Source organism: Streptococcus sp. A69 (assembly GCF_058556195.1).
In genome coordinates, this window is the sequence record NZ_JBZUJU010000001.1 from 434,649 (window position 1) to 447,805 (window position 13,157).

A 13,157-nucleotide genomic window follows, 5' to 3' on the forward strand; every position below is an offset into this window, starting at 1 on the left:
TAGAGTCCTCTTCTCTACGCTTTCATTCTAAGAAGCACTTTTACGATTTTCCTTGCGTATATTGCCAATAAGGAAAAGTATGATAAGGATAAAAAGTCCCTCGAGGAAGTAGAAAGCAAATTCGCTGTTCATGATTAGTAAGTCTTTGTAATGATAGTTATTACCGAAAACTGAATTTGGTGCGAATAGGATTCGGAACAGTCTTCTTAGGAAAATAAAGATCTGCAATCCATAAATCATAAAGACCTTCTTCACACCAATCATGAAGCCTTGATCCTTTGTAAAATAAGACAAGGCAACTCCATTTAACAAGAGGATAATAGTTATAGCCAGTGTTTCATTTCGTAGAATAGTTGGATCAAAGATGTCTAAACGGCTGTGAATGTAGGGCAACGTTTGAAAGAGTAAGATTCCCAAGATTGCTGGTATGAAAATTTTCTTCAGAGATGGTGGAAATCCAGGACTAAATTTTGTAAAAGATAAGCAAATCACAAGGATTGCAAAAATATGGAAGTAAGCTATTGCAACTCCTGAAATAGTCTGGCTTCGATTTACCAAAGCAGAAAGAAAACCAGCAGAAAGAAAGATACCGATAGGAATCAGCTTATCCAAAGAATAATCCCACTTCAGCCCCTGACTCACTTGGAAACCATCGATGAAGCTGAAAAATGTAATAAACATAAGGGCACCAATGAGACCAAACGGTAAGGATGGAATGACGAGGGTCAATAGCAAGATTAGTAGGAACCATGGATGGGGGCTGTAGTAGAATTTCCGTTTTTCCCCCCTAGCAGTCACTCCTTCCTCAATCGGTGTTTTCCTTAATTTTAGCATATAGACGTAAAAGAGAGAAAACATACCCGCATGAACCCATGAATTATAACCCGGTCGCTCTATAATACTGAGTAGCAAACTTACAATCGTAAAGAGACCAGAGAAAATCTGAAGAAACTTATTTTTAAAGACCTGTCTTTTTTTCCAATCCAAATAAGAGAGCTTGGTCTTTGGATGACTAAGTTCATAAGCATAAACTGTCATCTCTTCTAGTTTCTGGTCTGTCTCCTCCGTCATCATTTGGGGAGCCATTTTAGAAGTAGGAAAAGGAGCCAAAACATATCTCAAGAGCTTGCCATCTGTAAACCGATGGTACTCCTTATAGATTTGTTGAAGCAAAATCGTTAGAATGCGTGGTCTTCCTTTAAAGTAGCTTCTCCACTTTTCCCAATCATTGATATCTTCATCGTTCTTAGTGAGTTTATCTATATAAAGATAACCTTCATTGTACCAGTAATCAAAATTTTCTTTTTTATCTAGTGCGTACTCCTCTACCACTGAAGGATAAGAATGGATACTCTTCCAGAAATGGAGTTTTTTCAGGTAAGGATTTGATTCCTCATCACTGTAACGCTCCACAAATTGGAAAACAAGGGCTAACACTTTCGCATTGGTTAAAGGATAGACGTCCACCTTTTCTAACAAATAAAGTAGGAGCGTGTGATCTTTGACTGATTCAAAAAGGTATTGCCAATCACGTAAAAGTTTGTACTCGTCTTCATAGTGAGCATGGAGCAACTCATAGAAGGCTGCCTCAACTTCATCTGGATTATCTAGAGAGTAATGACTAAAGTCAACGTTTTCTCCCAGCTCCTCTTTTACTTCCTCTAAGTAATCAGCCAAGTCATTCAAGAGTGGATAATCCTCTTCAAATATGACTTGTCGGTTTTTTTCCAGGATATAGGTTAAAACGGGCACACTCTTGATTATCTGACGATTTTGATTTACTTGATCTAAGACCATAAAGCTCAAATAGGGGTGCTTGAAAAACTCTATCCAAGAGCTCAATTGATTTGCTTTGTTAAAATCTTGGAGAATTTCTTGGCAAAGTTGATAAGAATAATAGAATTCTTCAGTGGCTCCATGTGCGCTTTCAAGCGAACTGCCTTCCTCTTCTGCTATAGCTCTTTTAACTTTCCAATACTTCAGTTTATAGTAATAGCCCCAGTACTTAAAGTCAGGTATATAGTCTTCTAGCAAGGGAATGAGGATAGAGAATTGCTTCGGTTTATTAAAAATATAAACATCCATTTCCTCTAAGACGGATTGAACTATGTCCATATCATACTGATACTGATGAAAGAACTGACGCCATAGATGCTCTTGTTCCTCTTGATTATAACCGTCATTTCCAACAATACTTTCAATCGCATTTCGGATCAGATAGGTTCCTTCATTATAACCACTAAAGTCAAGAGTAGATCTTGTTGTTTCTTCTTGCCCACGGTTCTCTTCGTCACCAAACGTTTCAAAGTTGAGGGTATTCTTAGCTCTTGCTTCAGAATCTCCATTTAGCTGAACTTCCTCATCATAGTCACCAAAGTCAAGGGTTGACTTTTGCTCATCCTCTTCTGCTTTAAAGGTTTCAAAGTTAAAGGAATTGCTTGTTTTATCAGTTGATTTCTGATAATCACTGAAATCAAGACTTGATCTTTCAGACTCTTCGTTTTCAGTATTCGTTTCTTCAGTCAAGTTTTCAAAGTTGAGACTAGAGTTAGGCTTTTCATTCGCCTCTTCTTCAAGTTCAGCAGCTTCTTGAGAGTCACTCGCTTTTCTTAGACTATTTTCTGGTTTTGTATTTCTAGATCTCGCATAAGTCAAGGCTTTTTGATAAGCTTCAACAATTTCTTGGTAAATTTCTGGTTGGTCTTCTGGGTGATAGAGCCGAACCAGTTCAGCATAACGCCTTCTAATAAGCTTGACGTCAGTCGTTGGCTCTATCCCTAAAGTTTCCCATATATTCATAAGGTCTCCTCTTTTACAGTCCTCGCTCTAGGAAGTCTAAATAGTTTGAAAATGATTGATAAAGTTTTGGCAAATGATACACAGATGCTTGACTGACCTCTTCTTCAAATCGTCTAGTTTCAGCCATTAGCTCATCTCTTCTTCTCCCCAAGAGCATACTGTACACGCGATTCGCTTTTTCAATCAAGAAACGATAAACCTCTGTTTCTTGAGCATTAATCTTATAGCGAGTCAACTCTGCTTGCTTAGCCTTGATTTCCTTTTCTGTCAGAGTAACACTATCTTGGAGAATAACATGACTAAAGACTTCCTGTGTTGAATCAATTTTCACTTCGACATCCAAAATCCCATTTAAATCATAGGTAAATCGAACTGTGAAACTTTCATTTACTCTAGTATTCACAGGGACGGGAACTTCTAATTCTCCTAGAAACAGGTTTTGTGATGCCTTCATCATCTCACCTTGATAGACCTTTATCTTGACTTGGCTCTGTCCCAATTCAGCCGTATAGTACTGCTCGATGCGTGAAGCAGGTAGGGTTGAATTTCGCTCAATAATCGGCGAAAAACGGTCTCCAACTATCTCAATCCCCAGTGTAAAAGGACAAATATCAGACAGTAATAAATCTCGTATCTCACCTTGCCGCTCTTTTATTCCTGCTAAAAGGGCACAACCTCTCGCAATCATCCGATCGGGATCATCCGAAACCTGCACCACTTGATTGATACAGTAGGATAAAAAATCCTGAACCAAGCGGAGTTTCGAAGTCCCCCCAACAAGAACAAAGTTATCTGATGATACATAGCTATAGCGCGCATCCATCAAGGCACGGTCCAAAACGGCCTTAACACGGGCTAGCAGAGGTTGACAAAGCTCATAAAAACGCTGGTAGCTCAAGTCTAGAGTGTATTCCTGATCTTGGTCCAGAACTGTCATCTTCACTTCTTCTTTATCATTGAGTTCTAGCTTTGTCTTTTCAGCCTGTACCAGAATTTTGCTATAAAATTCTCGGGAAATCGTATCCTTGGTTAATTGATTGGAGACTAAAAATTCCTCAGCAATAGCCGCAGTAAAGTCTTCTCCTCCCAAACGATTGTCCCCTGCAATCGACACGATTTCGACAATATTATCAAAAAGCTCTACAACTGAAATGTCAAGAGTCCCACCACCAAAATCGACTACAATAAAAGATTGATCTTCTTGGTTTACCATAGATCTTTTAGCTAGAGCCGCTGCGGAAGGTTCATTGATAATCCGATCAATCTGAACGCCTGCAAATTTCCCTGCTAGTTTGGTCGCATAGCGTTGAGCATCATTGAAATAGGCTGGAACACTAACAATCACTTCCTCAACCTTTTCTCCAAGATAGGTCTCTGCATCGTCTACCAACTTTCGAATGATAAAAGAGCTTAATTCTTCAGCCTTATATGCTCGATTTCCTAGCGTCAACTCATGCTTGGTCCCCATAAAACGCTTGAACTGAGAAACCGTCTTGTCTGGGTGGGTCACCAAGCGTTCCTTGGCAATTTTTCCAACTATAATCTCATCATTGTCATCCAAAGCCACAACAGAAGGCGTCAAATACTCACTAAAAGCGTTGGGGATCAGCTTGACTTGACCATCTTGATAAACTCCTACCAAAGAATTCGTCGTTCCTAAATCAATACCTACTATCATCTTCTTCTAACTCCAAATCTTTTTAGTTATTCCTATTATACAAGAAATATCCTATTTTCTTTGAAAAAATCTGTGATTTACTCTATAAAATAGAAAATCATTTAAGGAAAACAAAAAAGTTTCACCTTACTCAAGCGGTAAAAACCACAAGAGTAAGAATGAAACAGTTTGTTATTATTTACCAAGTTTTGCTTTCGCTGCATCTGCAAGAGCTGTGAAAGCTGCTGCATCGTTAACAGCCAAGTCAGCAAGCATTTTACGGTTTACTTCGATCTCAGCCAATTTCAAACCATGCATCAATTGTGAGTATGAAAGTCCGTTCATACGAGCTGCCGCGTTGATACGAGTGATCCACAATTTGCGGAAGTCACGTTTTTTCTGACGACGGTCACGGTATGCATAGTAGTAAGAGTTCATTACTTGTTCTTTTGCAGTACGGAACAAGATGTGTTTAGCTCCATAGTAACCTTTTGCTAATTTAAGAATACGTTTACGACGTTTGCGTGATACAACGCCACCTTTAACACGTGCCATGTTTTATTTCCTCCAAATATTTCCTAGAATTGTTTACTTACTGTCAGGCTATTATTTCAAGCGAGTAAGCATTGCTTTGATACGTTTGAAATCTCCTGAATGCACCATAGATGCTTTACGAAGATGACGACGTTGTTTCTTAGTTTTTCCGTGGAAACGGTGAGAAGTGTAAGCACGGAAACGTTTAAGTCCACCAGAACCTGTACGTTTGAAACGTTTAGCTGATGCGCGGTGTGTTTTTTGTTTTGGCATGATTTTTTCTCCTTTATTTAACTTTCTGACAATTATTTTTTGTCAGTTGCTGGCGCCAACTGCATGAACATTTGGCGTCCATCCATCTTAGCTCGTTGTTCAATGATCGCAATATCTTGTGTTGCTTCAGCAAACTCGGCTAAAACTTTTGCACCAATCTCTTTATGGGTGATCATACGCCCTTTAAAGCGAATGGATACCTTAACTTTGTTCCCTTTTTCAAGGAACTTGCGAGCATTGCGAAGTTTCGTTTCGAAATCACCCTTATCGATAACTGGGCTCAAACGAACTTCTTTCACGGTCACAACGCTTTGCTTTTTGCGTTGCTCTTTTTGTTTCTTCTGGTACTCAAATTTGAACTTACCGTAGTCCATAATTTTAGCAACAGGCGGTTTTGCTTGGGGTTGAATCAATACTAAGTCAACATTTGCACTATCAGCCAATGCTTGCGCTTCGCTGAGTGGCTTAATGCCTAGCTGTTCTCCCTCAAGACCGATCAAGCGAACTTCACGTACACGAATTTCATCATTGATGAATAAGTCTTGCTTTGCTATGGTTTTCACCTCTTTTTTATTATTAGAGAAAAACAAGAGCGGACTCGTAATGATACAAGCCCGCACGTTATGATAGCGTTTCTTAGAAACTTTTCATCCGTAGGGCCAGGCAACTTGATGTCACAAGGCGAGAAGCTCTCACTTCTGCTTTTCTCAACTTTTATATGATACCAAGTTTTCTATCCCTTGTCAAGATAAAAAGTCATTTTTTCGAAAAACTTTCTGTTTTATTCTTGATTCTTCTTGATGTCCGCATCAAAAAGAGAGAACCTACTTGGTTCCCTCCTTGTGTTAGTTTTTTCCTCACCTTCCGTATAGGAATGCTAAGACCTATTAAAATCTTCCTTTTTACGTGAACTTCCCCATCTTTCGATAAATAGAATACCCACTAACAAAAGGATAATCAGGCAAGGAAGTAAGACCATCCCCATGCTCCAATTTAGATCTACATTATCAATCTGCTTAGGTAATCTTCCAGATAAAATCTCTACTGAACGCAAGTAAGTAAAGGGAATCAGATGTGCAATACTCTGAAGAGGCTGGATCGTTTGGATACCAAACAATAAGCCAACAATCCCAATGAGAGAAAGAAAGAGGACAGGCATTTTTTGCTTGAAAAAGTAAGCAATCAAGTAGACGACTTCCACAATGACGATAAAGGCTAAGAAAGCTAAGAGCAAGCTAGGAATTAACACATCTTGTATTTTTCCAATAGTTACCTCTTGATTCGTTAAGCTATAGATTGGGTAGGGATAATCTAACTGTCCAAAACCACTTATCAGACTTCCCGCTAAAAAAGAAAATCCACAGATTCCGATAAACAGCACGGTTACATAGCTCATCCCAACTCCAAGAGAGGACATGGCAAATGTCACTTTTGAAAAAGGATATAACTGAGCTGTATCCAGATTATTTTGATATCTTTCTGCGAACAATTGTGTTAGCATGAAAATAATAGCAATCACAAACAAGCTTGGAATGATAGCCTCTAAAATCCAGACAATCTGATCAATCCCATGTGTCGGATAATCTAAACTGTGTGCCTTTATATTCAAGGGATACAAGGCCTGGTAAATCTTTCGTTCGCGGTCAACCGCCATTTTTAAGTCAGAGCTAGAAGTCGGTTCCTTTGATACAATTTCATAACTCTTTTCTTCAGCTTGCCACTGCAAATAATAGGCTTCTTTCCAGCGTCCTTCTTTTAATAGAGTCAGAATTTCTTTCTTTTGCGTCAAAAGATTTTTTTGCAAGTCTAAATTTTCTTTAGCAAACTGGTATTCCTCCGAGCTGGTGTCAGACATTTGGGAGAGCTTCTCTTCATTTTCATTGATAGCTCTCTCGTTGGCTACAAGATGAGTTTCCAACCTAGTCTCCAAGCTGACTGAGTTTGCAGTCCGACTATTGAAATAAAAGGTAATACCAAGAGCTGAAACAAATAAAACTAAGATAATCCAGTTTAAGCGACTTTTGAAAACTTTCTTTAACAAAAATAGGCTAATACCTTTCATAACGGAACCTCTTCTATCTGACCCTGACGAATGGTTACCATGCTATCGCAAATCTCCACTAACTCCTCTTTGTAGTGAGAACTCAAAAGAACCAGCTGTTCTTGCCTATTGATTTGTGCCAATCTATCAAAAAACTTCTGTCGATAATACTCGTCTAAACCATTTGTTACCTCATCCATGAGCCAGCATTTCGCCTGACTGAGGAAATACATGGCAATCACCAAGCGTTGCTTCATGCCTAAGGAATACTTACGGATGGGAAGGCTGATATAGTCAGACATTTCCCAGTAATTAATTTCATCCATCAAGTTCAGTTCTGACTTCCAGATGTTTTTGATAAGACGAAGGTAGTCCATCCCACTTAAGTTTCCATCCAGCCATTCAACACTTTCATAATAAAATAAAGAAGGAGGGACTGCGATATTTCCACTACTTATTGGAATTAAGTTGCTAATGGCGCGGAACAGGGTTGTCTTTCCTGAGCCATTGATAGCAAGAAGGCCATAAATCCTACCCTTTTTAAAGATGAAATCCGCATCTTGCAAGATGACTTGTCGCGTTTTTAAGGTAACATGAGTAAGCCTTAACATATCCATCTCTCCTTCTTCTAAACGTTTAACTATTAATATCCGTCAGTATAGTAGTTTATGACCTCATAACGATCGTAATTCAAGCCAGAACCTACTTTATATTCATCGTAGCTGTCATAACGAGACCATGACGGAATTCAAATATATTGATGGTCGTGATAGTTGGTACTATACTCCCAAACAGTATACCAATCATACCGATAACTCTTAGTGACTTTCACAGCAGATACACTGGACTGAAAAAGACCAATAGAGTATAAACTAGCTAATAAAACGACTTTTGCTGATTTTTTATGTTTTCATTGCATTTATATCATTACCATTGAAAACACTTTCATTATATCGTTTTTCTCGGTATCATGCAACAGATTTTTAGTTTATTTCACTAATATATAACACTTTTCTTCCTAACGAACACTTTCAATTCGCCAACTCATCCATCCTTTAAAGCGAATGGCTCCTTGCTGATCGGTTCGGCAAATCTTACTCTTGATGTCTTCCAGTCGTGTCAAGGTTTCCTGATGGGGGAGTTTGGCACGATTGTTCTTACCTACTGAGATGAGTGTAATTTCTGGTTTAAGTTTTTCTAGGAAAACTGGATTTGATGATGTTTTAGCACCATGCTGAGCACCTTTCAAAACATCCACCTCTAAGGTAGGGTATTGCTTTAAAAGTTCTTTCTCTCCCTTCTCTCTCAAGTTTCCAGTGAAGAGAAAGTGCTTATCCAAAAGTTTCCCATAAAGAAGAAGAGTATCATCATGACTTCCATCTCCCATTTTACTTGGCGATAATACTTCTAAATAACTGCCAAAAATCGGTAAATTCTCCCCTACTGTCACACTGCGTACCTTGGTTTGAGTCGCTTGTAGTTCTACCACAAATTCTTTCTGTGTCAAACTTCCTTTTGATACTAAAATCTCCCCGACATGTAAAGCCTTGGTCACCTCCAACAAATCTCCGACATGTTCCTTCTCTGTATTGGTCAAAATTAGCTGGTCAATCTTATCTACTCCGCGACTTTTAAGATAGGGAATCAAGGTTCGCTGGGCATTGCTGGTCGTCGACTTTTCTTGCCAATTCTCAACTTTCTTATCAGGCTCTGCCTTTCCGCCCACATCTATGAGAATGGTTTTACCAGTCACATCCCGTAGAAAAATACTTTCTCCCTGCCCTACATCCAGCATGGTAATTTCATTTTCCAGCGGATGTTTGGTTAAGAAAAAGAGCCCCACGATAAAGAGACTGAATCCTGCTAGTCTTTTGATATTTTTCCTCATGTCATAGACCAAGGCCAATGAAACTAAAAGGAGAATCAAAAGCCATGCGTTTGGTTGCCCAAAGACCAAGGGCCTACTTGCCATCTGCGAAACCAAGCGAATGATGCCCTCCAACCATTCAAAGACAAGGTTAAGCTGGGTGATTGGGTAAACAAAAGACAGAATGAATAAGATAGACAAAAGTGGTAAGAAAACCAAGTCAAAAAGAAAGGAAAAGACAAAGGTTAAAAGAATTGACCAAGGCTGAAATTCTGCAAAATAAAAGGAAAGAATGGGCAATATTCCCAAGGAAATGACTAGACTTTCTCTGGCAACAGCCTTAATTCCCTCCCCTTCTTTGCTGGTCATGGTCAAGATAAAAGCGTAGGCACAGGACAAGACACCTCCTGCCGTCAGGAAAAAATTGGGCATGATGACAAAGAGGACAAGAACCGTCAAGGCAAAATTATCCAATCCCTTGTAGCCATGTTGGGCCAGTAACTTTTGCAAGAGACTGCGAATAACCGAAGCTGAGAACCCTGTCAGACCTGCATAGATAAGAGAAAAGGGATAAGTTAGCCACCTCAACTTTTCTTGGGCCAAGCCCAATCGTAAGAGGAGTTTCTTAAAGGCATCCATAAAGAAGCTCACCTGCATACCCGACAAGGCAAAGAGGTGGATAATACCAAGACTAGAATAAAGCTCATTCATCTCTTCAAAGTCCGTATCTAGGTGTCCGAAAAGAAGCCCCGTCATGTAGTTGCGCATAGGGTCTGGAAAATGGCTCTTAATCAAAACTACAGCCTTTCGACGTAGGCTTGATAGATTTTCACCAATATCCCAACTGCTAACCTGTTTAACTGACTGGATTCTCTTGATAGTCAGTGTCTGGTAAATCCCTTGAGTTTTCAGATAGGCTTGGTAGTCAAAACCACCAAAATTCCTCTGCCCTTCTGGCTCTGAAACTTTCCCTTCTAGTTCTAGGTCATGAAGGTCTGTTAAGGCTTGAAAATGTTCTTTCTCCTCCTCAGACTGGAGTTTATAGTAAACTTGGAAGGTACGGCCGTCAGCCTTGCCCCGAAAGGACAGACTATCTCCATTGACCTTGATGGTATCTGGTAAAATCCGTACCCTCTCAACAGAATCCGCTAGGTTTTGACTAGCTTGACCCTGTTGCCAAGTTTGAAACAGAAACCAGAATCCAAAAACTCCGCAGATTGCTAGAACTTTACCAGCGGATTTCCATGGAAATTGGAAAAAGAGGCAGACCAGCAAAAGAACAAAACCTAGCAGAGCGAGATAGGACGCTCCAAAAATGGCATAGTAAAGCCAGAGTAACAGAAAGCTCAGATAGATTAGGGGGATAGGGAAATTCTTAATCCACTGTAACATAGTCTTTTAGCTTTTCTATGGTCTTAGCGCCAATACCAGAGACCTTCTTGAGTTCGTCTACTGACTTGAACTTGCCATTTGCCTCACGATGGTCGATAATATCCTGAGCTCGTTTGCCACCCAGTCCCTTGACCTGTTTGAGTTCTTCCAGACTAGCTTTATTTAGGTTGACCTTCTTTTCTTTACTTGTAGAAGGGGGCGTTCCCGAAGCAGTCTGCTGACTAGCTGCTTCTTCCCCCTTACTCGGAACGTAGACCAGAGCCTCATCACTGACTTTCTGAGCGAGATTTAGCGATTTGCTATCTGCCTCCTCTGTCAATCCACCAGCTTTCTGAACAGCATCATGAACTCGACTGCCAACTGGCAAATCATAAATTCCTGGCGATTTAACAGCACCTTTGACATCTACTGTAATCAGATCTTGTTCAGGAGACTCTTCCTTTTCTTCCTTGTTCACTGCTTTTTCAGACGATGGATCTTTTGAAAAAGCCGCGACTTCAGTCTGCAAATTTGTTTCTTTCACAGATGTTTGTGAACTTGGCTTTAGCAAGAAAAATCCGCCCAAGGCCAAACCTAAAACAGCACAGATGACAATGATTTTATACTCTTTGATTTTCTCGATAATTGCTTCCATATTTTCTCCTCTCTTAAGTTATTCGTAAGAGAAAGAAAAAAACAGCTGAAAAATCTTTTCAACTGCTTACTTATTTGCAAAATAATCTTCCTTGGTCAAGACATAATGAACTCTTGTGATGATTCGACCTGGTTCTGTATTATCCATTCTGGCATATGTTTCTTCGTGGGAAAAGCGCATACCTGATTTCTGCATGACCTTTCCTGACGCGGGATTATCCTTATCGTGTAAAGCAACTAACTTGTTCATTCCAATCTTCTCAAAAGCCAGCTCAATCACGGCCCGATTGGCTTCTGTCGTCAATCCTTGATTCCAATACTTTTTATTGACAATGTAGCCAATAGCTGCTTTTTTGAGAATGTGGTCAATCTTGTGCAAGTCAATGGTTCCGATAAACTGACCAGTGCTTTTTAGTTCGATTCCCCACCGTCCCAAGGGATTAGCCAAGTAAAACTGAGCAATGTTATTCTTAGTTTCTTCTAAGCTTTGATTTGTTGGAAAAGTGTAGCGTGTATTTTCTCTGTCTGAAGCATACTCAAACATGTCTTCTGCATCGTCCAAGGTTACAGGTCGGAGCAATAAACGCTTCGTTTCTATAGATGGATACTGGGCAAATTTCACAAATATTGATTCCATGCTTTTTCCTCCATTAGAGCTTGATTCTCACTAGTCTAGCATAAATAAATTTGGATGACAAGTTTTTCTTGATTTTTGAAGCGGTTTCATATACAATAAAACCATCACATTTTTGATTTATGAACTGAAATGTGACAACTAAAACAATCCCGTCAATTGAAAGGTAGGTTATCTCTATGTTAATCGGAATCCCAAAAGAAATTAAAAATAACGAAAACCGCGTTGCCCTCACTCCTGCTGGCGTCCATAGCTTAGTTGGTCGTGGTCATCGCGTCCTCATCGAAACAAATGCTGGTCTCGGTTCAGGATTTACTGATGCTGACTATCAAAAGCAAGGAGCTGAGATTGTCGCTACTGCTGGTCAAGCTTGGGCAGCAGAGTTAGTCGTAAAAGTAAAAGAACCACTAGCTTCTGAATATGGATACTTGCGCGACGATCTGCTTCTCTTCACCTACTTACACATGGCCGCTGCTCCAGAATTAGCAGATGCCATGCTAGCAGCCAAAACAACAGGAATTGCCTATGAAACTGTTCGTGATAATCAAGGACAACTACCGCTCCTCGTTCCTATGAGTGAGGTTGCAGGTCGTATGGCTGTTCAAATCGGAGCTCACTTCCTTACTAAGCAAGCTGGTGGTTCTGGTGTCCTACTAGGTGGTGTGCCGGGTGTTCCAAAAGGAAAAGTAACCATCATCGGTGGTGGTGTCGTCGGTACACATGCTGCCCGCATTGCCCTTGGACTCGGTGCTCAAGTGACTATTTTAGATATCAGTGCTAAACGCCTCTCAGTACTAGAAGAAGTCTTCGGAAATCAAATCCAAACTCTTATGTCTAATTCATTCAACATCGAAGCAAGTGTGAGAGATGCAGATGTGGTGATTGGTGCAGTTCTCATCCCTGGTGCCAAGGCTCCGAAATTGGTGACAGATGAGATGGTCAAACAAATGCGTCCAGGCTCTGTCATCGTTGACGTTGCCGTTGACCAAGGTGGCGTTATCGAGACAGCTGACCGTGTGACAACACACGATGAACCTGTCTATGAGAAACACGGCGTTCTCCACTATGCCGTTGCCAATATCCCTGGTGCGGTTGCCCGTACTTCTACTATCGCCCTAACAAATGTCACTCTTCCTTATATCGAAGCACTGGCTGGCAAAGGATTCGCACAAGCAATCTCTGAAGATGAAGGCTTACGTCAAGGTGTGACCACTTATCAAGGTTACTTGACCAGCCTCCCAGTTGCTCAAGGCCTCGATAAAGAGCACACGTCTATCGACGAACTTGTTTAACAACAATCAGTCATTAAATCAGAAAAAGAGCAGTT

The 13,157-nt window shown here is 40.2% G+C and carries 11 protein-coding genes, 1 pseudogene and 1 other annotated feature; of the genes and pseudogenes, 1 reads left to right on the forward strand and 11 read right to left on the reverse strand.

Annotated features, from left to right (window positions below; genetic code table 11):
* Positions 1–27: 27 nt before the first annotated feature.
* From AC4ME5_RS02265 to AC4ME5_RS02315, 11 genes and pseudogenes are all read right to left on the reverse strand, one after another.
* On the reverse strand, positions 28–2,799 hold the full coding sequence (locus tag AC4ME5_RS02265) for a J domain-containing protein (protein WP_491799657.1): 2,772 nt from the start codon (positions 2,797–2,799) through the stop codon (positions 28–30).
* A gap of 13 nt (positions 2,800–2,812) precedes the next feature.
* Positions 2,813–4,477 carry an Hsp70 family protein gene (locus AC4ME5_RS02270; RefSeq protein ID WP_491799659.1) on the reverse strand — a complete coding sequence of 555 codons (1,665 nt, stop codon included), beginning with the start codon at positions 4,475–4,477 and terminating at the stop codon, positions 2,813–2,815.
* A 174-nt stretch (positions 4,478–4,651) separates the two neighbouring features.
* The gene (gene rplT / locus AC4ME5_RS02275) at positions 4,652–5,011 is read right to left on the reverse strand and encodes a 50S ribosomal protein L20 (RefSeq protein WP_000124834.1); all 360 of its coding nucleotides are present in this window, start codon (positions 5,009–5,011) and stop codon (positions 4,652–4,654) included.
* 51 nt (positions 5,012–5,062) lie between these two features.
* A complete protein-coding gene (gene rpmI, locus AC4ME5_RS02280; RefSeq protein WP_001125942.1) occupies positions 5,063–5,263 on the reverse strand; it encodes a 50S ribosomal protein L35 in 201 nt (66 codons plus the stop codon).
* Positions 5,264–5,295: 32 nt separating this feature from the next.
* Positions 5,296–5,826 carry a translation initiation factor IF-3 gene (infC, locus tag AC4ME5_RS02285; protein WP_007521573.1) on the reverse strand — a complete coding sequence of 177 codons (531 nt, stop codon included), beginning with the start codon at positions 5,824–5,826 and terminating at the stop codon, positions 5,296–5,298.
* Positions 5,827–5,841: 15 nt separating this feature from the next.
* Positions 5,842–5,973 (reverse strand) — a sequence feature (ribosomal protein L20 leader region).
* A 167-nt stretch (positions 5,974–6,140) separates the two neighbouring features.
* Positions 6,141–7,325, reverse strand: a complete 1,185-nt coding sequence (locus AC4ME5_RS02290) for a hypothetical protein (protein WP_491799665.1) — start codon at positions 7,323–7,325, stop codon at positions 6,141–6,143.
* Positions 7,322–7,915, reverse strand: coding sequence for an ATP-binding cassette domain-containing protein (locus AC4ME5_RS02295; protein ID WP_045616947.1), 594 nt, complete (start codon positions 7,913–7,915; stop codon positions 7,322–7,324). Before AC4ME5_RS02295 ends, AC4ME5_RS02290 begins: the two co-directional genes overlap by 4 nt.
* Positions 7,916–7,947: 32 nt before the next feature.
* A pseudogene (locus AC4ME5_RS02300) lies at positions 7,948–8,136 on the reverse strand (hypothetical protein).
* A 186-nt stretch (positions 8,137–8,322) separates the two neighbouring features.
* Entirely contained in the window at positions 8,323–10,563 is a 2,241-nt protein-coding gene (locus AC4ME5_RS02305; RefSeq protein WP_491799668.1) for a DNA internalization-related competence protein ComEC/Rec2, read from the reverse strand.
* Positions 10,547–11,197 carry a helix-hairpin-helix domain-containing protein gene (locus AC4ME5_RS02310; RefSeq protein ID WP_491799670.1) on the reverse strand — a complete coding sequence of 217 codons (651 nt, stop codon included), beginning with the start codon at positions 11,195–11,197 and terminating at the stop codon, positions 10,547–10,549. The genes AC4ME5_RS02305 and AC4ME5_RS02310 overlap by 17 nt, the downstream gene beginning before the upstream one ends.
* A gap of 66 nt (positions 11,198–11,263) precedes the next feature.
* Positions 11,264–11,833: a GNAT family N-acetyltransferase gene (locus tag AC4ME5_RS02315; RefSeq protein WP_491799672.1), complete on the reverse strand. Its 570-nt coding sequence runs from the start codon at positions 11,831–11,833 to the stop codon at positions 11,264–11,266.
* Between the two features lie 176 nt (positions 11,834–12,009).
* Between AC4ME5_RS02315 and ald the strand changes: the two genes are divergently transcribed.
* Positions 12,010–13,122, forward strand: a complete 1,113-nt coding sequence (gene ald / locus AC4ME5_RS02320) for an alanine dehydrogenase (RefSeq protein WP_491799674.1) — start codon at positions 12,010–12,012, stop codon at positions 13,120–13,122.
* Positions 13,123–13,157 lie beyond the last annotated feature (35 nt).

Coding starts and splice junctions, on each gene's coding strand:
- AC4ME5_RS02265 (WP_491799657.1), bottom strand. CDS start 2,799: ATGAATATATGGGAAACTTTAGGGATAGAGCCAACGACTGACGTCAAG.
- AC4ME5_RS02270 (WP_491799659.1), bottom strand. CDS start 4,477: ATGATAGTAGGTATTGATTTAGGAACGACGAATTCTTTGGTAGGAGTT.
- rplT (WP_000124834.1), bottom strand. CDS start 5,011: ATGGCACGTGTTAAAGGTGGCGTTGTATCACGCAAACGTCGTAAACGT.
- rpmI (WP_001125942.1), bottom strand. CDS start 5,263: ATGCCAAAACAAAAAACACACCGCGCATCAGCTAAACGTTTCAAACGT.
- AC4ME5_RS02290 (WP_491799665.1), bottom strand. CDS start 7,325: ATGAAAGGTATTAGCCTATTTTTGTTAAAGAAAGTTTTCAAAAGTCGC.
- AC4ME5_RS02295 (WP_045616947.1), bottom strand. CDS start 7,915: ATGTTAAGGCTTACTCATGTTACCTTAAAAACGCGACAAGTCATCTTG.
- AC4ME5_RS02305 (WP_491799668.1), bottom strand. CDS start 10,563: ATGTTACAGTGGATTAAGAATTTCCCTATCCCCCTAATCTATCTGAGC.
- AC4ME5_RS02310 (WP_491799670.1), bottom strand. CDS start 11,197: ATGGAAGCAATTATCGAGAAAATCAAAGAGTATAAAATCATTGTCATC.
- AC4ME5_RS02315 (WP_491799672.1), bottom strand. CDS start 11,833: ATGGAATCAATATTTGTGAAATTTGCCCAGTATCCATCTATAGAAACG.
- ald (WP_491799674.1), top strand. CDS start 12,010: ATGTTAATCGGAATCCCAAAAGAAATTAAAAATAACGAAAACCGCGTT.